19 protein-coding genes are annotated in these 20388 nt (G+C 60.0%); 5 read left to right on the top strand and 14 right to left on the bottom strand.

What is annotated here, in order from left to right:
- Positions 1–4 precede the first annotated feature (4 nt).
- Genes LK12_RS16625 through LK12_RS24695 form a run of 4 tightly spaced genes read right to left on the bottom strand, consistent with a single transcriptional unit; the run spans position 5 to position 3797 of the window.
- A complete protein-coding gene (locus tag LK12_RS16625; protein ID WP_039286424.1) occupies positions 5–517 on the bottom strand; it encodes a VOC family protein in 513 nt (170 codons plus the stop codon).
- Between the two features lie 12 nt (positions 518–529).
- On the bottom strand, positions 530–1756 hold the full coding sequence (locus tag LK12_RS16620) for a sulfotransferase family protein (RefSeq protein ID WP_197063562.1): 1227 nt from the start codon (positions 1754–1756) through the stop codon (positions 530–532).
- A 9-nt stretch (positions 1757–1765) separates the two neighbouring features.
- Positions 1766–2596: an SDR family NAD(P)-dependent oxidoreductase gene (locus LK12_RS16615; protein ID WP_082010577.1), complete on the bottom strand. Its 831-nt coding sequence runs from the start codon at positions 2594–2596 to the stop codon at positions 1766–1768.
- Positions 2538–3797 carry a hypothetical protein gene (locus LK12_RS24695; protein ID WP_052223509.1) on the bottom strand — a complete coding sequence of 420 codons (1260 nt, stop codon included), beginning with the start codon at positions 3795–3797 and terminating at the stop codon, positions 2538–2540. The genes LK12_RS16615 and LK12_RS24695 overlap by 59 nt, the downstream gene beginning before the upstream one ends.
- Positions 3798–4144: 347 nt before the next feature.
- Between LK12_RS24695 and LK12_RS16605 the strand changes: the two genes are divergently transcribed.
- The gene (locus LK12_RS16605) at positions 4145–5452 is read left to right on the top strand and encodes a cytochrome P450 (RefSeq protein ID WP_039286418.1); all 1308 of its coding nucleotides are present in this window, start codon (positions 4145–4147) and stop codon (positions 5450–5452) included.
- 34 nt (positions 5453–5486) lie between these two features.
- On the opposite strand, the gene LK12_RS16600 is transcribed toward LK12_RS16605, so the two are convergent.
- The 7 genes from LK12_RS16600 to LK12_RS16570 form a co-directional block, all read right to left on the bottom strand.
- On the bottom strand, positions 5487–5951 hold the full coding sequence (locus LK12_RS16600) for a hypothetical protein (protein ID WP_039286416.1): 465 nt from the start codon (positions 5949–5951) through the stop codon (positions 5487–5489).
- 88 nt (positions 5952–6039) lie between these two features.
- Positions 6040–8385, bottom strand: coding sequence for a TonB-dependent receptor (locus LK12_RS16595; protein WP_197063561.1), 2346 nt, complete (start codon positions 8383–8385; stop codon positions 6040–6042).
- Between the two features lie 224 nt (positions 8386–8609).
- On the bottom strand, positions 8610–9368 hold the full coding sequence (locus LK12_RS16590; RefSeq protein ID WP_039286413.1) for an SDR family NAD(P)-dependent oxidoreductase: 759 nt from the start codon (positions 9366–9368) through the stop codon (positions 8610–8612).
- A 331-nt stretch (positions 9369–9699) separates the two neighbouring features.
- Positions 9700–10365: a TetR/AcrR family transcriptional regulator gene (locus LK12_RS16585; protein WP_052223508.1), complete on the bottom strand. Its 666-nt coding sequence runs from the start codon at positions 10363–10365 to the stop codon at positions 9700–9702.
- A gap of 127 nt (positions 10366–10492) precedes the next feature.
- On the bottom strand, positions 10493–10843 hold the full coding sequence (locus tag LK12_RS16580) for a 2Fe-2S iron-sulfur cluster-binding protein (protein WP_197063560.1): 351 nt from the start codon (positions 10841–10843) through the stop codon (positions 10493–10495).
- The gene (locus tag LK12_RS23900) at positions 10840–11346 is read right to left on the bottom strand and encodes a nuclear transport factor 2 family protein (RefSeq protein WP_052223507.1); all 507 of its coding nucleotides are present in this window, start codon (positions 11344–11346) and stop codon (positions 10840–10842) included. The genes LK12_RS16580 and LK12_RS23900 overlap by 4 nt, the downstream gene beginning before the upstream one ends.
- 148 nt (positions 11347–11494) lie before the next feature.
- Positions 11495–11995: a TetR family transcriptional regulator gene (locus tag LK12_RS16570; RefSeq protein WP_039286411.1), complete on the bottom strand. Its 501-nt coding sequence runs from the start codon at positions 11993–11995 to the stop codon at positions 11495–11497.
- A 145-nt stretch (positions 11996–12140) separates the two neighbouring features.
- Here LK12_RS16570 and LK12_RS16565 point away from each other — a divergent pair, with 145 nt between their 5' ends.
- From LK12_RS16565 to LK12_RS16555, 3 genes are all read left to right on the top strand, one after another.
- Positions 12141–13418 carry a cytochrome P450 gene (locus tag LK12_RS16565; protein ID WP_039286409.1) on the top strand — a complete coding sequence of 426 codons (1278 nt, stop codon included), beginning with the start codon at positions 12141–12143 and terminating at the stop codon, positions 13416–13418.
- 79 nt (positions 13419–13497) lie between these two features.
- Entirely contained in the window at positions 13498–14262 is a 765-nt protein-coding gene (locus LK12_RS16560; protein ID WP_197063559.1) for an SDR family NAD(P)-dependent oxidoreductase, read from the top strand.
- On the top strand, positions 14259–15287 hold the full coding sequence (locus LK12_RS16555; protein WP_039286407.1) for a zinc-dependent alcohol dehydrogenase family protein: 1029 nt from the start codon (positions 14259–14261) through the stop codon (positions 15285–15287). The genes LK12_RS16560 and LK12_RS16555 overlap by 4 nt, the downstream gene beginning before the upstream one ends.
- 71 nt (positions 15288–15358) lie before the next feature.
- Here the strand turns inward: LK12_RS16555 and LK12_RS16550 are convergent, their stop codons facing one another.
- On the bottom strand, positions 15359–16561 hold the full coding sequence (locus tag LK12_RS16550; protein WP_197063558.1) for an MFS transporter: 1203 nt from the start codon (positions 16559–16561) through the stop codon (positions 15359–15361).
- Between the two features lie 161 nt (positions 16562–16722).
- Between LK12_RS16550 and LK12_RS16545 the strand changes: the two genes are divergently transcribed.
- Positions 16723–17040 carry a DUF4286 family protein gene (locus LK12_RS16545; protein ID WP_082010570.1) on the top strand — a complete coding sequence of 106 codons (318 nt, stop codon included), beginning with the start codon at positions 16723–16725 and terminating at the stop codon, positions 17038–17040.
- Positions 17041–17042: 2 nt separating this feature from the next.
- Here LK12_RS16545 and LK12_RS16540 read toward each other — a convergent pair whose 3' ends face one another.
- Together LK12_RS16540 and LK12_RS16535 are read right to left on the bottom strand one after the other, a co-directional pair.
- Positions 17043–17657 carry a TetR/AcrR family transcriptional regulator gene (locus LK12_RS16540; RefSeq protein WP_052223505.1) on the bottom strand — a complete coding sequence of 205 codons (615 nt, stop codon included), beginning with the start codon at positions 17655–17657 and terminating at the stop codon, positions 17043–17045.
- Between the two features lie 164 nt (positions 17658–17821).
- Entirely contained in the window at positions 17822–20290 is a 2469-nt protein-coding gene (locus LK12_RS16535) for a TonB-dependent receptor (RefSeq protein ID WP_156135520.1), read from the bottom strand.
- Positions 20291–20388 lie beyond the last annotated feature (98 nt).

Genomic DNA, 20388 nt, shown 5'->3' with positions numbered 1-20388 from the left:
TGCATCACAGGTTGGGCCGCCCCTCGGGCCAGCCAACGTACTTCCAGGCTTCAGGGCTCTTCCACGTCAACTCCACGTAGTGACCGAGGGATGGACGGGCATCGAGATAGACGAAGATAAGGCTGGGTATCTCCGACTTGATGCTCAGCGGCCCTTCGAAGGCGAGGGGAAAGCCCAGTTCAGCGATGTCCCTGCGCATCTCCGCCTCATCGTCGCGCCTGAGCGAGATATGATGAAAACGCGGGACGGCGTCCGTCTTGTCCTCGGGCAACATCGTCACATAGTGATCGATCGCGCCTGAAACCGGTTGGATGATCTCGATGTTGAGCCCGCCGGCCCAATAGGAAGCAACCCGGTTGACCATCGGCCTGGGCCCATCGGCGGTTAGGACGGTCATTTCCGGGTCGAACCGGTCGAATTTCTGAACCCCGAACCGGTCGGAAATGATCTCCATCGCCTTATCAAGATCGTGGGTAACATAGGCATTCTGCATGTGCCCGCGCAGCAGGTTCTTCATTGGCATGTCCTCTCAGCGCCCTCGCCATTCGCGCCCGACAGGGCCGAAGGCATTCTCGATCCCTTCCGCGGTCCAGCCCCAGTCCTCGAGCTTGTAGCCATAGGTGCCCAGCTTGTGCCGTGGATTGTCGATGTCCCACTGGCGCATCGCCGCCTCACCTTCGCGCGTCCAGGGTAGGCCATGCGCGGCAAAGACCTCGCGCGCGACGCCGAGCCCGTCGTTGACGCAGCGCTGGTAGGGCGCCTCGATCAGTCTGATGGAATTGCCCAGCGCGGCCCGCTGCATGTGGTAGCGGTTGAGTTCGTAACTCCAGTAGTCGACCGTTTCGCGCGTGTAGCGGCGTGGAACCGGGTCATCGAACGTGTTTACGAGTATCTCGTTCATCATGCGAAAGCTCGACCCCATCGTGGATGCCAGATCGCGCTGTGAAATGACGAATGTCGCGCGCGGAAACACTTCCGCCATTTCCGCCATTTCGCCGGTGTGCCCAGGGTTCTTCAGAAGCCATGGCCCGCGCTTGCCCCCCTGCTGCCACTGCAGATATTGCAGCATGCGCTTCAGATAGGTGAGCGGCGAAGTGCGGTTCACGGTCCTTGCCCAGTCCAGATAGACCTGGTCGGGTGCCGTGGTGTACTGCATCACGTAATCGAAATTGGCGAGCGGGATGAAGCTGGACTCGTCGGGCTCATGCGCCGCGAACTCGTGCATCTTCTGGTAACTCTCGCCCGTGTTGGCGACGATCGAAGTCATGCGCGCCGCCCACTCGACACGCGGCTGGGGATTGCCCCGCTCTTCATTCGGAAAAGGCGCGGGGTTCCACATCATCCAGGCCGGCGTCGACTGCACGGCAGGATCGGATGAGAGGAAACGCTGAAGCTTGGTAGTGCCGCTTCTGGGCAGGCCCAGCACCACGATGGGATCGGATACGTCCTCCTCGAGGATTTCCGGGTGCTTTTCCAGGTCCGCTTCCCAGCGAATACGATTTACCAGCCAGCGCAGTGAATTGGCGTGCATGCCCTGCAGACCGCGCACCGAGAGATCGAGCCGTATCGGGATCTCGAGCACTCTTTCAAGGTTGGACAGGAAACCCCGATCCCGAAAATCGGTCCTGCCCGTGCCCGATTCAGCAAAGGCCTCGTCGAGTAAGACTTCGAACTTGAGAGCCCGCCTTAGTCCGGCAGCTTCACTCGAAACATCGTCCTGAGTGGCCGCCCGCCGTGCATCTTGCTGCGTCAGCACCATCGTCGATCACCTTCCTTTGAGTGGGGGCCGCATTCCGGAACCGGCTCCGGTGCCGCCATCAACCGGCAAAGCAACGCCGTTGATGAACGAGGCTGCGGGCGAAACCAGGAACTCAATGGCGGCCGCCATTTCATCGGGCTCGGCCCAGCGCTGCAAGGGAACCGTAGCCGCAAGATTGGCGTAAATCTCGGACGCGTGGGCTTCGATATCCCGTGTCATACCGGTCCCGCGGGTAAGGCCGGGACACACTGCATTGATCCGGATGCCTTCCCAGCCGTGATCGCGCGCCAGCGACTTGACCATCCCGACAACCGCATGCTTGGTCGATACGTAGGCCCAGTTTTCCGCTTCGCCGACGATCCCATGCATTGATGCGGTTACGACGATCGACCCGCCGCCACGCTTGCGCAAAGCAGGAAGCGACGCCTTGATCCCCATCACCGGCCCGTAGAAGTTAACGGCCATCGCCCGTTCCAGGGCTTCCATCGAAACCTCGTCGATGCCGCCGCCCAATGGGATCGCAGCATTGAGAATCATGGCGTCAAGCCCGCCACCCCAGTCTTCGGCGAGCGCGACCATGCCCAGGTTGGCGTCCATCGCAGTGATATCGGCCACATGAGCGAGAATGTTTGCGTCCCCCCCGGCCCAGTTCAGCGCGGCCACGTCGCGATCTACCGCCACAACCTTCCAGCCCGAACGAGCCAGGCGTTCGGCCGCGGCACGTCCAATACCTCCGGCCGCCCCCGTTACGAGGGCAACCTTGCCCGTGCCCTGCTGCTCAGAAGTCACTGAAACGACGCCTGTAGAAGGACTGACAGCGCCGCTGGAGCAACGCATGGCGTTCCTGCGGCGTTACTTTCGGCGATGCCGGCATATGGTTCTCCAGATCGGCGAACGGCACAGTGCGCAGCCTGGGACTGATAACGGCCTCCCGGGCCTTGAAGAAACGAAACGAAAACAAACTGAGAATGCGGCCGGAACAATCAAGCCAGTTCGGCACGCCCGGGTCCTGCCAGCTTGCGACCAGCCTGATCACTCCGTCGGCATCAGCGTGAACCTGGGTCATGTTGTAGGACGACAGCCGCGTCCAGAAATCGCCCGGCTCCCACTGCTGGTTGACGAGTTCCATGTTCCAGTAGAGCGCGCCCGGATCGCGGGCTTCGATGATTACGGCCTCATCGGGCGCACACCGGAAGTGGCCGTTGAAATACTGCGTGCCTTCGAAGGCGCCCGGCACGATCAGTTCGGGCACCTCCTCGGCATCGGCTGCAAGATGGGCATCGATCCCGGCCCGGCAGAAGTCGGCGTGAACGCGCAGGAAGTTGAGCAGCCGGCCAAAACGCTGTTGCGCAAGATCGCGAGACAGGATCGGCGCGGGAAATTGCTGATCCTCGCGCACGATGCGAAGATCCGCTGGCTCCTCCTTGTCCCAATCACCGTAATACTGGCGCAAGTGCAACTCGCAGATGCCTTCTGGAATCTCCATCCAAAAGGCATCCCCCAGGTTTTCCGGCTTCGTGCGGCTGAACACGACATCGATGTCCCGCCCGGGCGCGAGGTGATCCGTATCGAAGTTGTTGGCCACGCACCATGTCTTCCAATCGACAAGTTCGGCAGCGTTGCCGCGGTAGGTCGTCACCTGAAAGATCATGGCGGTGCCGCGATTGCCCTTCAGCCGGTAGCTGTAGTCACCGTGCAGAAGCGCAGTGTGATACATGCAATCGACCGATGGCAGCTGGAACTGAATCCTGGCCGTCGCGCTCATGCGCGTCAGTTCCGGATTGAGAAAGTCGGCCTCCATGTAGCTTGCGTGGCCCATGCTGACGTTACGCAGGAGGTGGCGCACTGCCTCGTAGGCATTCAGGTCGCGGTCATCGCTGGGCAACCCCTTGATCTGCCGCTCAAGCGAATAGCGCATGGACTGAGCCAGTCGATCCACCTGCTCGTTCGCCCAGGCCAGCGCCTCATCGTCGCTCCCGAACGCGCCGCCTTCGGTTTCATTCCCGACCAGCGCGGAATGGAAATTGGATTGCGCCATTACAGGCCTGGACTCGGTCATCGGTCACCCTTGCAGTTCGCAGCACCGGATGCGCATGGCGCCCGGCCGTCCGAAAGCTCTTCTCCCTCGGCGTAACGTCATCGAACGCAACGCCGTTATGAAATAAGCTTTTCGAATTATTCAACTGCTGTCAACAGAGCGTCTGAAGGCTGCATGCACAGCCAAGCCAGACACCGCTGCGGTCAATACCTAGCCATCATCTTGCCCATCCGGGAGGTGCCGATTGCCTCGAGAGCCATTTTCCGAATTTCGATTCACTGCTTGGCTGACGATGCGATATTAATTCGTTCGATTTATAATCGCACAGCGAATTTGGGAGTCGAAATATGGCCAGCTCGTCCACCGAAGTTCTAGTGAGTCCAGAAGAACGGGACCTCATCGAAAATGGCTCACTGATGGACCCCGACATCCAGGCCCACCCGCACGCGTTCTATGCCGCGCTGCGCAAAGGCGCGCCGGTCCATTTCGACGAGAGGCTGGGATCCTGGCTGATCACACGCAACGAAGACATCTGGACGGTGCAATCCGATCCGGTGACCTTTTCGGTCGAACACGGCTACCATGATTTTCAGGCGCGCGGCATGCAGGACGAATTCCGCGACATCCTGCGGCGCGAAGGGGGTGGCTATTTCCCTGATGCGATCATGTCGGACCCGCCCTATCACACGCGCATCCGCAGACTGATGGAGAGGGCCTTTACCGCGCATCGGGTGAAGGAACTGGAGCCGCGCATCCGTGACAAGGTTGTCGAACTGCTCGACAGTGTCGCTGGACGTGGCTCGTGCGACGCGGTCCGGGACATTGCCATCCCGCTCACCATTCGCGTCATCGTCGAACAGCTCGGCCTCGATCACGGAATGGAAGAGAAGATCTCTCGCTGGTCCGTCGCCGTGACGGCTCAGATCGGAGCCATGCAGTCGCGCGAAGCGATGATCGAGAATGCCCGCCAGATCTGCGAACTCCAGCACTATCTGATCGGAAAGATGAAAGCGCGCGAGAGCGAACCCGGGGAAGACATGATCTCAGACATTGTTCATGCCGAGGTGACGCACGACGACGGCACTGTCGAACGCCTCACGTTCGGCGAGGCAGTGTCTCTGGTGCGCGCCATGCTCATTGCGGGTAACGACACGACGGCGAGCGCAATCAGCAACCTTTTCTATCTGCTGGCCACTCGCCCCGAGGTTGCCGAATTACTGCACCGGGCATTGGACGACGAGCGCCTGCTCAACCGCTTCGTCGAAGAGCTGCTGAGGATGGAGCCGCCGACGCGGGCCCTGGCCCGTGCCACGACGCGGGAAGTGACCGTCAACGGTGTGACGCTGCCCGCCGGGGCGCACATGCTGCTTGTCTACGGCTCTGGAAACGACGACGAAACCGTGTTTGCTTCACCGCGCGAATTCAATGTCGAGCGCACCAACTTCCCGCGGCACGTCACCTTTGGCGGAGGTCCGCACAAGTGTATTGGCCTTGCCCTGGCACGCATGGAAATCAAGGTCATGGCCCGGGAGATTGCCCGCCGCTTTGCCGACGTGCAGCTGGCTGTCCCGTCTGGAGACATCACCTACATGCCTACAGTCGCCACGCGGACGATCGAAGCGCTCCCGATCACATTCAGTCGCCGCGAAGAGTGAACGCCATCGCCACGCCCGGGCCTTGCGCCCGGGCCTAGAAGTCGTCGATTGAGATAACGCCGTCGGCGTAGTCGATCTCACCAAGCACAAAGTGGCCCCCCATAAAGGGCCCCACCATGCGTTCACGCATCACGAGCTTGTGATGCCAGGGCGAAGCGGGATGATCGTCGAGTTCGGGGCCAACCCGATGGCCAAGCGCCTCAAGCCGTTGCTTGTGCTCCGCCATGGAATCGACCCCGAATACGATTGAGAAGAGGCCTTCGCCCTTTTGCTCGAGATGCTCGTGGAGAAAGCCGTTGAATTCCGTACGCGCTGGCATCGGAGCCAGTATCTCCAAACCTGCTTCCCAATTCACGCAAATCAGAATTCCCGCATCTTCGCGTTCAAAGCGATCAAGCTTGACGCCTGCGAGTTCCTCGATCTGCGCCACGTGACTTTCAATGGAATCGTAGTGCGCAATCCAGGCGACATGGTCCACGTGGTTCACGATCCTGCGCATTGCTCCCTCCTCATTCCGCACATTGTCCAGTAGCTGGCTCCGCCGGGCGTGACGCAAACGCCCGCCCGATGGAGCCCGCTTCACATCGCTAGATATGCAAGGTCAGACGCAGCGTGATTTCGCGGCCTCGGTCGAAAGTGCAGTGCACCTCATCAGAGCCGCCCGGCCCTTGGGTCGGGGCGCCGGAAACCACGCCAGGCAGATTTGCACCGGCATAATTGAGATTGGTGCAGTTCGCGGTCGTGTACTGATTGGTGATGTTGTTCGCGATCAATGCCGCTTCCCAAAGGCCATCGCCCCCTTCCAGCGCCACATTGGCGTTCAGCTTGATGAACTCGTTCTGGTAGAAGTCGGCACGCGGTCCGAGGTCGGTAAGCAGCCGCGAGGTATATTGACCATTGGTCCCGAATTTGAGCTCCGTGCCGTTCCCGACCGCCATTTCGTAGCTGGCGCCGAGATTGACTTGCCAGTCGGGAGCACGGGTGAGCGGGAGCCCGGTCAGATCCTGCGAGGTATAGCGCGATGGCGCCCCGCCGAAGACGTTGGGATCAGTGAACGAGATCGCCGGAAACGGATCTGTCGTCGAAACCGGAGCGGGAAGCAGATTGCAGCCCTCGGCGATTGTCTGCCCGCCATAGCAGGGCGCGCCAACGAAGCTGGTGAACCGCGCATGGTTCCAGTTGATGGCGGCGTTGATCTTCAAACCCGGAACCGGCAGCGGCTGGTAGGTCATGTCGAAATCCACGCCGTAGATCCTGGCCGTACCCGCGTTGACCGTGCGCAGCAGCGGAATGCCCGTACCTTCGGTCGCCTCATTCACGCCTACCTGCAGGCCGCTGTAATTGTAGTAGTAGAACGCACTGTTCACGAAAACCTGGCGATCGGCCAGGCGGGCCTTCACACCGATCTCTCCGCCACGAACCCGTTCGTCTCCGAAAGAATTATCCTGCCCCGGCACGAGCGGAATGATGAGGTTGTACGAGCCAGACTTGTAACCCTGCTTGAGCGAGCCGAAGATCGTGAGATCGTCGGTAGCCGTATACGTAAGCGTTAGCTCAGGCGACCAACGCTTGGATGAAATATTGGGGGGGCGGATGGCCACGTAAGGGCCGGCAAAGCCCGTGAATGACGTCAGCGCATGATCGTTGCGCCGTTCATCGGTGTACCGGGCGCCAACTGCAATCTCCAGCCTGGACCACGGCTTGTAGCGGAGCTGGCCAAATCCCGAGGCCGATTTGATCCGCACGTCCTGCGTTCCTGTCAGGAGGACCGGCGCGGTTCCGAAACCAAGCGCCTGGTTGGTCAGCAGGTCGATGTCATTGAACATCTTCCCGTCCTGATAGAAGCCGCCCAGCGTGAAGTTCAGCGGCCCCGCATAGTCCGAATTGAGGCGCAGTTCCTGAGTGATCTCACGCCGGGTGAAACTCTTCTGCGCAGCGACGAACGCAGCAGCCTGACCATTGTAAGTCCCGCCGATCATCGCGGCGGTCCTGAGCTTGTAGTAGCCCGTAACAGACGTGAGTGCGAGTTGCGGAGCAACGTTGTAGTCAAGCTCAAGGGTGCCGAACTTCTGGCGGATGTTCGTGAACGGACGTCCGCCGTTCATCACGCCGGGAAAGGCCACCGGATCGAGGTTGACCACGTTGAGAACGCGATCGCCCTTGCAATCCTCGCCTGGCGCAAAGAACGGAATGCCCAGGTAGTTGACGGTGCCGTCCGGGCACGAGGCCAGTTGGAATGGTGCTCCACCGTCGACGTCGTCGCGCGTATAATTCATCTTGAGCCTGGCGGTAAGATCGCTGGTTGGCTTGAACAGCACCGTCCCTCGCAGATAGACGGTTTCGCCACCGCCAAATTCGCGAGAAACGTCGGGAGCGGCGCCAAATTGCGTGGCAGGTACCGCGTGGTTGCGGAAATAGCCGTCGGAGTGGCTGTACGATCCCGCGACCCGCACGCCGAGGGTATCGCTTAGTGGACCAGACAGGATCATCTCGCCGCGCCATTGCCCGGCCTCGAAATCATGGCTGACACGCACGATGCCTTCCCTGGTGTCTCCCGGATCGGCCGTGCGGATCGAGATCACGCCTGCCGGAGAGTTCTTGCCGAAGAACAGCGCCTGCGGTCCCTTGAGTACTTCGATCTGCGCCATGTCGAACAGGCCGACTGAGTAGGCCATGCCATTGCTGAGCTGGAGTCCGTCGAGATTGAGCGAAACCGACTGATCAATGCCAGGATCCAGCGAGGTCGTGCCAATCCCCCGAATGGAAACCTGCGTTCCGATCTCAAGCGGCGCCTCGCCAAGCAGGAGACCGGGCGCAAGCGACGAGACATCGGTGAGGCTGGTAACCCCTTGCTGCTGGATCTGGTCCTGCGAGATCACCGTTTCCACGACGGGCACGTTGAGAATCGACTCCTGCCGTTTGCGTGCGGTCACGACAATCTCACCTGCGGTGCCCACCGCCGCGGGCCCATCGCCCGGCCGGACATCCTGAGCGAATGTCGGAGCCGCATGCGACGCCGCCATCAATCCGGCAAGCGCCACTCCTGAAAAGTATCTCCTGCTGTCCACGTTCTCTCTCCCATCCCCGATGCCGTTATTTTTCTTAATTTCCGGCGCCGGACTGAATCGCTGCCGGACCGTCGGGCCCTGCAAGCAGCTCAGCCGCCGCCCATCCACCAGCCGCCGCTTGAATCCAGAATTTGTCCTGTGATCCATTCCGCCTCATCGCTGGCCAGGAACAAGACAGCCCGGGCAATGTCGGCAGGCTGACCGACACGGCCGAGCGGAGTCATGCCCTCAAGAGTGGAAAGCATTGCCGGATCGGCGAGCAGGGTCGCGCCGGAGACCTCTCCGACCGTCAGGCCGGGCGCAACGGCGTTGATACGCACGCCCATGGGTCCCAGTTCCGTCGCCAGCGACCGGGTCAACTGGTTCATGCCTCCGCGCGTCGCGCTGTACATGGTCATCCCGGACGACGGGAATTGCGTGAACCGGCCCGCCGTCGACGAGATATTCACGACATTTCCGCCGACCTCGCGCAGATGCGGCAAGGCACGCTGAATAAGCTGCGCGGTTGAAATCAGGTTGGTATTGAAGACTTCGGCGATCTCGTCCTCGGTCTGCTCGGCGAAGGGCTTAGATATCTGACTGCCGGCGTTATTTACGAGGATGTCAAGCCGCCCATGCCGTTCAGCCGCCGCTTCAACCGCGCGAATCCGGTCTTCGCGGTTCGTCAGATCCATGCACACATGACTGATGCGCCCGGGATCGAACGAAACGGTTTCCAGTAACTTTGCTTCCCGGCGCGCCGCGATCACCACGAAGGCGCCCTCCGCGGCAAACGCTTGCGCAATTCCCTGGCCAATCCCGGTACCTGCGCCGGTTACCAAGGCCACCTTTCCTTCCAGCCGCCCCATGTGCGCCGCCTCTCTCCAAGTGCGAGGCATATTTGGCAATCAAACCGGCAGGGATGGCTATCCGCACATCGCAGCCAGCACTTCGTGCCTCGCTACGATATAAACTGTACGACTTATTTTTTCCAATCAAGCACTGAAATTGCGCAGACTTGACCCACGCCAGACGTGTGGATGTCTCTACAGGAATCTCTGATTTTTGTGACATTCGTCAGGTGTGACCACGACCTTCAGCTATGCGGACAACACAGATCCTAAGTCAGATGGATTATATTAATGCAAAGCTGTCGTGGTCACGAAAAACACACAGCATCTTGCGGCCGGATCTCAGGGACTATCTTTGATAAGCCAACAGGCCCAAGGTCGTTGTCGACAGCGGCGCGGAAATAGCCGCGGTAACCATGCTCGTGAGATCCGCGGCAATCAGTTCGACGTCATCCGCATCCAATGCGCCATTGCCAATTTCACGCTCCGCAGTCGCCAGCACGCCGTGCACGATGTTCACGAGATAACGCAGTCGCAATCTGCGGACCGGCTTGGGAAGGTAGCTGATGCATTCTTCTATCCGCTGGTAAATTTCGAGACCTGCTGGCGACATTGTTCGGGCGTGCACCTGAGCGCCCTTGTAGCGTTCATACTGCTGAACGAACTGCAGGTAGTGGTTCCCTTCCGGGCGAGGCTTGAGCTCCTCGGCCAGGGTGGACACGAGCGCCTCGACATAAAAAGGCAAGCCCTGCCCTGCTTCCGAGCGGGCCAACCACTCCTTCCGGCGGTTGTCGAGGTCGATCACACGATACTCGAGAACGGCTTCGATCAGCCCCTCTCGCGAGCCAAAATGATAATGAGCGGCGGAAATGTTCTTGTGGTTTGCCGCCTGGTTGATGCTCCGCAACGAAACTCCAGCGATGCCATGCTCCGCAAAGAGGCGCTCAGCTGCGTGTATCAGCGCAATTTCCCCTTGGGTACGGCTTGCACCTGACGTTTCCAGCACCTGACCCATTCACCTTTTTGCCTGGCCTAACCGGTTCAGTCCCAGCGGACGCCTCGATGAAACGGGCCCCTGCACTGCCTAAGTCATGCCGAAAAATCGGTACGGTCGTCAATCGCTGGAAAGGCGGGAAATCCGGTTACCGCCGAGGAACCCAGACGATCAGGCCGTCCATCGCCTCGGTTAGCGGCACTTGGCAGGACAGCCGGCTGTTGTCCTGCAAGGCCTCCTCCAAATCGAGCATGGAGGATTCGAGATCGTTCGGACCACCCAACTCCGCCAACCACTCCGGCTCGACATGTACATGGCATGTCGCGCAAGCGCAGGCTCCGCCACAATCGACAAGGATGCCAGATATTCCATTTTCCCGGCCCGCTTCCATGAGCGTCCGGCCCGGCGACACCCCGCTAATCACATGATGTCCGCCCGCGGCATCGACGAAAGTCAGGTGTATTGTGCTCATTTTCATGGCGTCCGGGATGACGTTCAAACCTTAGACAGGAAGGAGATACGGCCTGCATCTGCTTCTTCGAACAGAGCAGACAGCACATAGTTCGTGTCGACTCCGGGCATTGCCTGCATCACCGTCAGGTCGCCGTTAAATGAAACCATACGTGAAATACGGTTGCCGATGCGCCAACCCTCGGGCGTCCGCCGCAGAACGTCATCATACCAGCCGGTCATTTCGAACAGTCCCTCGCCGCCTTCGAGAACCCTGCGAAACCGGCCACAGACATAGCTGAAGCATTGCGCTTCATCGCCGTCGATGCTGACAGTGTGGCCGGATGTCATATGCTGCGTTGCAGAGAATTCCGCATGGATATCGCGATAGCTGGACATCAGCACATCAAGACCATCGATCGAGACACCCCCGCCGACGTCGAGATGCACGTCGTGGGCGAAAATCCGTTCAAACAGTTCGTAGCGATGAGAGTCCGTCGCCACAGCATACAGGTTCACGAGATTGACGATCTGCGAATAGTCGTCGGCCATCCTGATTTTTCTCCCGGTTGCGATGCTCTTTCTAAGCATTCATGACGAATCGGTGAACACTTGTTCACCTTTCAAATACACTGAACTCCCGTGCTTGCAAACCGCCGGCCTCGATATCAGTCAGAGACTTGCGTTCACGGCTGCCAGGTCAGGCCAGGTCCACCAGATCCTGAAGTGAACGCGCAAAGCATTGGCCCGAGTTGCGCCGCTCGCTTTCAGACAGAAACTGGCCCATGTTTCGATGGAAGATCGAAAACCGCATGGTCATCGCCAGAATATTGATGGCTCGCACCCTCGCATCCTCGTTGTCGAGCCACAACGTCATCGGGTCCACATCGTTTCCTGACGACGCGCTCCACAATCGCCCTCGATTCTGCATCGCCAGGGTCAGTGCGATCATGGCCGGTGACTGCATGGGCGATTGCGGATCCAGAAAGGCAGCAACGATAGCTTCACCCAACTTGGTCCTGTCCGACTGAAAGTGCCGCGACGGATGGATAGCGGCGACAAGGACCTCCTCCAAAAGCTTCGCGTTTGTCCCGAAATACTTGATCAGCAGCGAGGCGGTGACTTCGGCTTTAGCTGCACTTTCACGCAGTCCAGCGTGGGAATAGCCCTTTGTTGAAAACACGTCCTGCGTGACGAGCACGATGCGCGCTTTCGTCTCTGCAGAAGTACGCGAAGTGGCAGTTGCAGCTATTCCCGGCGGTAGCATGCGGTTGACAGAACGGGAACCGGCAGCTTAGTGAACACGCGTTCACCACCTTCAGGGAAAGTCGGGAGGGAAACTATAGATGCCGGCCCAGACCAATCCGCAGCACCCATCGGGGCATGCTGAGCCAACACGGATAGACAACCTCGACCTTCAGCACCTTGCGTGGAATTCCGCGGAATTTTCAGCCGATCCCTACGCAAGCTTCGAAGCCGCGCGCGCCGTCCATCCCTGGCTTGCAAAGGTCAACGGCGGCTATGTCGTGTTCGACCTCAAAGCGATTCGCGATTTACTGGTTCTCGACGATCAGTTCAGGACATCGTTCGACGGTGTGATCGAGATCATGGGGGCGCAGGACACGGCCTGGGGCCGCTTCGCGCAGGAGCAGATGATCGCCCTACCCGAGCGCGAACACCGCATCCTGCGAGACGCGTTCGCTGCCAAGTTTACGCCGCGCAATGCCAACCTACTTCGCCCGATCATGCGCGAACAGATGCAACGGCTGCTCACCGAATGGGCCAGCAAGGGCCAATTCGATTTCGAAGAGTTCGCCTCATACTACCCGGTCTCGGTCATGGCCCGAATGATCGGTGCACCACTCGACGCCATTCCCGGATTGCGATCGGCGATGGAAGTACTGGGGCTGGCATTCAGCCTCGACAGCAGACTGCTCCCCGATCTCGACCGGGCAATGGCTGAACTGGACGCCTTTTCCTACCAATTGATCGCAGAGCGGCGCGCGAAGCCGCACGCGCGATTCGGGACAGAACCTGACCTGCTCGACCTCCTGCTCGAAGCGGGATCAGAGCACGGCATTACCGATCGCCAGGTCGCCGATCTGCTTATCTTCCTGTTCGTCGCCGGTTACGACACGTCGAAGAACGTACTCACTTACATGATTCACGTGCTGATCAGCCATCCGCAATCCTACCAGCGCTGCGCCACCGACATGGATTATTGCCGCAAGGTCGTCGAGGAAACGCTGCGGATGTTCACGCCCGCCTTCACGTTCCGGGCGACCAAGGAGGACATCGTTTATCGCGACGTGCTGATCCCCAAGGGCACCATGATGTTCTTCGCGCTCAATGTGGCCGGCAGGATTTCCTCAGATATCGCGCATTCCTATGATTTCGACCCCGAGCGCACGACCAAGGCGGATCAGCGACACGTGGGGTTCGGGCTGGGCAAACACATGTGCCTTGGCCAGTACATCGCCCGTGCGCAGCTTCAGGAGGCACTCCACCTTATCGCGCAGCATTTGCTGCAACCGCGCGAGAGCGCCCCGCCTGGGTGGCGTCCATTCCCAGGTAACTGGGGCATCAAGGGTCTGCCTATTGAATTCGAGCCAGCTGTCCCCTGATCGCGCGCCGCCGACAGAAACAGAACACACGGTGAGCACCGAAACAAATGCCGGATGCCACCCATGGGGAGAATGGATCGTGGAAGACCTGAAGGGAAAGACTGCGCTGGTGACCGGCGCGAGCCGTGGGCTGGGCCGCGCGATGGCCATGAGGTTGGCGCAAGCAGGCGCTCTTGTCGCCATCAACTTTGCCACCAATGCCTCGGCAGCAGATGAAACCGTCGCCGCCATCGAGCGTGCCGGCGGACAGGCATTCCCGCTTCAAGGCAAGCTCGGCGGCGCCGCTGTCGCTGCAGACCTCGCAGCCCAACTGGGCCAGCATCTTTCCGAACGGACCGGGAGCGACAAACTCGACATCCTCGTCAACAACATAGGGGGCGGCGACTATGCCCGCATAACCGAGGTCGACGAGGCGGCGTTCGATTGGGGCTTTTCAAACAATGTGAGAGGCGGTTTCTTTCTCGTACAGGCCCTGCATTCGCAGATCGCGGAAAATGGCCGGGTAATCAACATCTCCTCGACCGGTTCACGTCTCACCGATCCCGGTATCATCGTTTATACCATGGCGAAGGCGGCAGTCGATGCCTTCACCCGGGTCCTCGCCGCCGAACTCGGACCGCGCGGAATTACCGTGAATTCCGTCGCTCCTGGCTTTACCGCAGGCGAAACCAACCGCCATGTTACGGATGATCCTGCCGCAGCGGCGCAAGTAATCGACAACACGGCCTTGCGGCGGTTCGGAACCCCCGAGGAAATCGCCGACATAGTTCACGCCCTGTGTTCGCCTGCGGGAAGATGGATAACCGCGCAGAACATCGACGCCAGCGGCGGGTTCAAACTATGACGTCTGCCAGCAAGGTGGAAACGACCGCCAGGGCGGTACGATTTCACAAGTTCGGCGGACCGGAAGTCCTGCGCGTCGAGGCTATCAAGATCGGCGAACCGGGGCCGGACGAAGTGCGTATCGCCGTTGCCGCGATCGGTCTCAACCGCGTCGAGACCATATATCTGCAGGGCGGCTTTGGGCCGGTCCGGTTTCCGGCCACGATAGGCTATGAGGCAGCCGGTATCATCGAAGCTGTCGGCAGCGGCGTCACCCATCTAGCTCATGGCGATCACGTGGTTGTTCTCTATGGCCTGGCCATGGAGCAGTTCGGAACTTGCGCCGATCGGATCATTTACCCCGCCGACCGTGTGGTGAAACTTCCGAGAGATATCTCGCTCATCGAAGCGGCCGCCAGTTGGATGCAGTATGGAACGGCCTATGGCCTTGTGGAAATCGCCGATATCCAGCCGGGCGACCATGTCGTCATTACCGCGGCATCGTCGTCAGTAGGCATCGCCGCGATCCAGATCGCCAACGCGCACGGGGCCATTCCGATCGCGACCACCCGCACCAGCGCCAAGAAACAACGCCTCGCCGCGCTGGGCGCCGCTCACGTGATCGTGACCGACGTAGAAGACGTCGCCGAGGAAGTCCTGGCGATGACCGGCGGCAAGGGTGCGCGTATTATTTTCGATGCGATCGGCGGACCTAATCTGGCCGAACTCACGCCGGCAATGGCACGCGAAGGCATTGCCATTGTCTATGGTCTGTTCGGCGGCATCGCCATGGAAGTGCCGCTTGCGCCGTTCATGCAAGCCAATCTGACCGTCCGGGGCTGGTCGGCAGACGTCGTGACGGCAGATCCGGCGCGCCGTGCAAGGCTTGTCGAATACCTCTTGCCGCGGCTGGAAAGCGGCGAATTACGGCCTGAAATCGCGCGCACCTTTGCACTCGACGATGTCACTCAGGCCTATGCGTATATGGAGAGCAACCAGCAGATCGGGAAGATCGTGGTGATCTCAAGGCCCGACCTCGCAGGGTAATACGACCCCCGGGAGCACTGTTCCTGCACAGTGCCCATCTGGATGCGCGCACTATGCAGCCATCGCAGCGCTCACTGCGCAGCAGCTTCCTTTGGCGAGAGATAAAACAGAACTGCAAAGACAGCAGAGAGCAGCGCGATAGCTGCCAGGGCGCCGGACGTGCCGATCGCAGGCAGAAGCGGCTCAAGCAGTGCAATGCCAAACATGGGAGCGATTGTCATCGCACTTTGGACAATGCCGACAATGCGCCCGCGATCGGCATCCGGCACCTTATCACTCAGCCGCCCCATCAGGTTTGGAACGAGCCAACCCATGCCAACGCCGGCAAGCATGAGTGTGACGATCGCAACGATGAGATTTCCGGCTACGGACAGGCCGAACAAGCCCACTGCCATTGCTCCAAATGCCGCTACAAAAACCACACGCTGCCCCAAGGCGGAAACCGTAGCGCCATAGGCAATGGATGCGATCGCTGAAACGACCGTCGCAAACGTCATGACCAGACCAATGGTCGATGACTGGCTCGCCCCGATGCCCGCAAGATGGAAAGAGAGGTATACGCCGGGAATGGAAAGAACGATCCCGATCGCGAACGCGAGGGCCACCATGCCCCAGGGGATTCCTGCATACCACCTGCGTACCCGTTTGGTCACCTCTCCCGCCACCGCAGACGGGGGAGGAAGCCGCTGCGGCAGGGCCAGTATGGCGACGGCCAAAGGCGTTATGTAAATGAGAAAGGATACGCGCCATCCGCTATCGCCCAGCCAGCCTGACAGCGGCAGCGAGACGACGGAGGCGACCATACTCGTCGCGCTTAGCAAACCGAATATCCCGGCCCGGCGGGTTTCGGGCAGATAGTCGCCCGGCATCGTATAACCGATAGTCATGAGCGCTGCTGCCGCGAGGCCAAGCAGGAACCGCGTCGCGATGATTACGTCAATACTATCGAGAAATACGGGAGCAACGCCGCTTGCAGCCGCCAGCAGCGCGAATATTCCGAGCAGACCGCGGCGGTCGAACCGGCTCGACAGCCATCCTGCAAGAGGCGCGCCCACGGCCATCGCCGGCCCCAGTATCCCCGAGACCATCTTCACCTTGAACGCACTCCCGGGATCGGAACCGAAAGCCTCGGTCATCCCGGCCAGGATAGGAATCGGAACGGTGTACACCAGTGCTGCAGTTATCTGCGTCGAGAGCAGCAGCAAGGTGAACGACAACGTGCTCCTGTCAGCAAGAGGCGCTGCAACCCTCGGTGAAGTCTGGTCACGCATCATTCGGCACTCTCCCAGAGCCTGAACGCCGCATCTGTTATTCTTCCGGCGCGTTTTCACTGGCATTAGGGCGAGTGCCCTATTACGCATATCGCCAAGAGGGCAATCGTCGATGAACCTCGACGCAATCGCCTCTCGGCGCGGCCGGGATATGAGGAGCATGCATGGCAAGTTTCGTGATGGTAGTTCAGTCCAAGGCACGTGATGGCCGTGACGAAGAGTACAACGCCTGGTACGATTCCGAGCACTTGGCCGACGTGCTGGCACTGCCCGGAGTCAAGTCTGGCAGACGCTTTGATTTCGAACGCACTATGATGGGAGAGCCCGGCCTGCCCTATCTCGCGATATTCGAGATCGAGGCCGTCGACGCCGACACGGTGATCACAGCGATGGGACAGCGATCCGCGGATGGATCTATGAGCACGACCGACGCAGTCGATGGTCCGGCAAGCGTGCTCTGGTTCTACCGGGAGCGGGACTGAATCTATTCTTCCCTTGGTGCAGCGAAGATCGCGCCAAGGCTCTTGGTGCCATCGTCTTCGCAGAGGCGCTCGAACAAGGCGAGCGTCTGCTCATGCCCGATGCGGTTCGAGCCGCGTTGCTCCATGGATATGAGCAGACCCGCACCCGCGAGCAGGACCAGCAGCGCCGCGGTGTCGATCGGCGGCTCCTTACCCAAGCGCGCGTAGTACAGGTCGAGTGCGGCCAGTTGCATCTCGCGAAGGCGGACCAGCCCGCGGTCCAGTTCTTCCCGGATCACCTTGCGATGATTGCCGAGGGCCATCAGTTCGGCGAACAGGTCAACGTCTCCGGGATGAACCGACGTCTGCCAGAGCACCTTGATGGGGTTTTCACTGCGCAGCAATTCCTCGGTTTCCGCGAGAAAGCGGATCGACGTGCGCCGGTAGAGCGTGAGGAACAGATCGTCCATCGTCGGGAAATAATAGTGCACCAGCTTCGATGACACTCCCGCCCTCACGCTGACTCGGCGAGATGTGACCGCCGCATATCCCTCCTCGCGCAGAATCGCTTCCGCGGCATCCAGTAACAACGTCCGGGTCGCTGACGTCTCGCTGCCAATCTTCTGCTTTCGTCCCATTCGTCGCGCCGATGTCCGCCTTCGCCGAGGCTTTGTCAGGTTTCCACCTCCCTCACAACTACGCGGGGTTGCCCGCCTGGGCAATTGCCCAATAAACTTAGGGCGATCGCCCCAAGTTGTACTTGTCAGCCAGACCGGCTGCCGGCACGGAAGCTGCCGTCTGACTACCTACCGAAGTTGTATCGCAGACGAATACCGTACATGCGCGGCGGCCCCAGCAGCAAGCTGTCGAAGCCCGCGGAGTAGAACGTTCCGCCGACATAGACGGGGTATTCTTCCTTGGTCACGTTAGTCGCGAAGACCGAGAGGTCTACCGGCATACCGCCGATGTCCGACCAGCTTGCGTTGAGATTGACGAGATTGGTCGAAGGCAGGAGCCCGATGGGCGAGTCCGCGGCAGCGATCTGGGTCGACGTATAGGTGTAGGTCCCGCTGAAAGTGATTCTTCCGATGCTGTCGTCCAGCGGAAGCGTGTAGGACGCCGTCGCCGACAGCTTGTGGTGCGGCGACAGGGCGAGATCACCACCAATCTGAGAGGTAGGTGTAGGCGGAAGAAAACCGGGGAAGAGAGGCGGAGAGTAGCTCTTTAGCTTGGTATCGAGATACGTATAGCCAGCGGTCAGGTCGAAGCCTGCAAACGGCTTGATTCCTGCCTCCACTTCGATGCCCTGGATCCGCGACGTGCCGGCGTTCACGATTGCCGCGGAAGGCGATGCGGCCGGATTTGTGCCGTCGGGAATAAGGTTTGCCTGCAACTGCTGATCCTGGAAGTCGTTGTAGAACGCGGCGATGTTGAAAAAGCCGCTGACCGCGCCGGCGAAGGAAAGCTTGGCGCCGAGTTCGTAGGTATCGACCTTTTCCGGCCCCCAGGTGATGGGTATGGTATTCGAAGGGTTGGTATTCCCCTGCCGATAGCCTCGGGCATACTTAGCGTAGAACAGCATGTCGGGGGTCGGCTTGAAGTCGAGGCCGACCAGCCAGGTGGGTTTTTCCGATTTCTGGTTGAGTTGCACTATGCACTGGGTTGGATCGGGAGCCGGCAAGCCTGTGGATGTACAGATGAAAACCGGAAAATTCGGCGCGGGAAATACCGCAATGCGTACCGAACCCTGAGATTTCACCTTGTCTATCGTGTAACGCAGGCCGCCGGTCATCGAGAGCGTGTCGGTGATGTTGTAGGTCGCCTGACCATAAAAGCCGATGTTCTCAAATTTGTACTTGGTTAGCGTATTTTGCACGAAGCCGGCCGGACTCGTGGGTGAGCCCAGGATGTCTGTGCATTGCAGGGACTGTACGTCGGTGCAACTCGCCAATATCGAGGTGAGCGTGCCCTGCCAGCCCAGTGGTCCGCTGTTTTCGTAATAGGCGCCGACCTGGTACTGGAGCTTGCCGCCGAAACCAAATCCCTGAAGCTGAAGCTCCTCGGTGAAAGTATACTGCGACAGGGTGTCTCGATTGTTGTCGTGATAGACGCTGACATAGCCGAACGGCAGTCCGCCTGCGACGGGGAACTGGATGTTCTCGCCCATGATCGCGCCGCTCTGGCGCTGCCGCATCTCGGTGTAGCTGGCGATGTTCTTGATCGTCAGCGAGTCCGATGCATTCCAGGTCGTGGTGTTGATGACCTGCCATTGTTCCTGGCGAAGCTGGGCGTCCGGATTGTTGTTCTCGACGTCGTAGTAGCCATAGTCGTTTGCCGCCGCGCGGGCGAGTTGCTGACTGCAGACCAGCGATGACAGGAGCAGTGCCGCGCCGGACGCGCCTGCGCCGGGAATGCAGGGAATTCCGCCGACTGTCTGGGTATTGGCGATCACCACCTTGGGGATCGTGCCATTGGTTTCCGACCTGATGTAGTCGAAGATCAGGTAATTCTCGAGATCCGGCGTCAAGTCGGCAACCACGCTACCACGCAACGAAACGTAGTCGGTATCGTTGAAAGTGGAGGGGCCGATGCCGGAGCGGTTGCGCAAGTACCCGTCGCGCTTCATGCGGTCGACGCCGAGGCGGACCTTGAAGGTGTCGGCCAATGGCACGTTCAACACCGCCTGGAACCGCTTCATGTCGAAGTTGCCCAACGAGCCCTCGACGTATCCTTCAAGGATGTCCGTCGGTTTGTTGGGAACGAGCAGCACAGCGCCACCGGTCGTGTTTCGGCCGAACAGTGTGCCTTGCGGGCCCTTGAGCACCTGGACGTTCTGCAGGTCGAAGAACGAGCCCGACAGGGCGTTGTTGCCGCCCCCCAGCGCGGGCTGTCCGCGGGCGGCGACGACGTCGGCAAAATAGACCGCGACCGAAGGAGACGTTTGCGCCTCCTGTACGAAACCACGGATCGCAAACGACGCATTATCGGTGCCGAAGCGGGAGTTGGACGTCAACGAGGGCGTGTATGTCGCCAGATCGTTGGCATTGACGACGTTGCGGTTTTCGAGCTGCTGTTGATCGTAGACCGTCATCGAGATCGGAACGTCCTGCAGGCGCTCTTCGGTGCGTCGCGCGGTGACGATGATCGCGTTGTCCTCGATGCGGGCTCCTCGCTCCGCCGAAACTTGCGCGAAGGCGGGCGTGGCTCCTGCAAGGCATGCCCCGAAGGCGCTCGTCGTAAGCAGACGCCGGGACAGTCGACTCTGTCGCATAATATCCTCCCCAATGTTCATTGCCGCCGATTGGCCGACAACCTTTCAATAGTCTTTCAGGAAGGAAATACACCCATTGGATTTCAGGCAACACCGAC

The organism is Novosphingobium malaysiense, from assembly GCF_000802225.1.
Lineage (GTDB): Bacteria > Pseudomonadota > Alphaproteobacteria > Sphingomonadales > Sphingomonadaceae > Novosphingobium > Novosphingobium malaysiense.
Note: the sequence above shows the minus strand (reverse complement) of the source record. Positions and strands in the feature narration are given on the sequence as shown.

Coding starts and splice junctions, on each gene's coding strand:
- LK12_RS16550 (WP_197063558.1), bottom strand. CDS start 16,561: ATGATGCGTGACCAGACTTCACCGAGGGTTGCAGCGCCTCTTGCTGAC.
- LK12_RS16625 (WP_039286424.1), bottom strand. CDS start 517: ATGAAGAACCTGCTGCGCGGGCACATGCAGAATGCCTATGTTACCCAC.
- LK12_RS16565 (WP_039286409.1), top strand. CDS start 12,141: ATGCCGGCCCAGACCAATCCGCAGCACCCATCGGGGCATGCTGAGCCA.
- LK12_RS16535 (WP_156135520.1), bottom strand. CDS start 20,290: ATGCGACAGAGTCGACTGTCCCGGCGTCTGCTTACGACGAGCGCCTTC.
- LK12_RS24695 (WP_052223509.1), bottom strand. CDS start 3,797: ATGGCGCAATCCAATTTCCATTCCGCGCTGGTCGGGAATGAAACCGAA.
- LK12_RS16545 (WP_082010570.1), top strand. CDS start 16,723: ATGGCAAGTTTCGTGATGGTAGTTCAGTCCAAGGCACGTGATGGCCGT.
- LK12_RS16585 (WP_052223508.1), bottom strand. CDS start 10,365: ATGGGTCAGGTGCTGGAAACGTCAGGTGCAAGCCGTACCCAAGGGGAA.
- LK12_RS16615 (WP_082010577.1), bottom strand. CDS start 2,596: ATGCGTTGCTCCAGCGGCGCTGTCAGTCCTTCTACAGGCGTCGTTTCA.
- LK12_RS16540 (WP_052223505.1), bottom strand. CDS start 17,657: ATGGGACGAAAGCAGAAGATTGGCAGCGAGACGTCAGCGACCCGGACG.
- LK12_RS16555 (WP_039286407.1), top strand. CDS start 14,259: ATGACGTCTGCCAGCAAGGTGGAAACGACCGCCAGGGCGGTACGATTT.
- LK12_RS23900 (WP_052223507.1), bottom strand. CDS start 11,346: ATGGCCGACGACTATTCGCAGATCGTCAATCTCGTGAACCTGTATGCT.
- LK12_RS16600 (WP_039286416.1), bottom strand. CDS start 5,951: ATGCGCAGGATCGTGAACCACGTGGACCATGTCGCCTGGATTGCGCAC.
- LK12_RS16605 (WP_039286418.1), top strand. CDS start 4,145: ATGGCCAGCTCGTCCACCGAAGTTCTAGTGAGTCCAGAAGAACGGGAC.
- LK12_RS16590 (WP_039286413.1), bottom strand. CDS start 9,368: ATGGGGCGGCTGGAAGGAAAGGTGGCCTTGGTAACCGGCGCAGGTACC.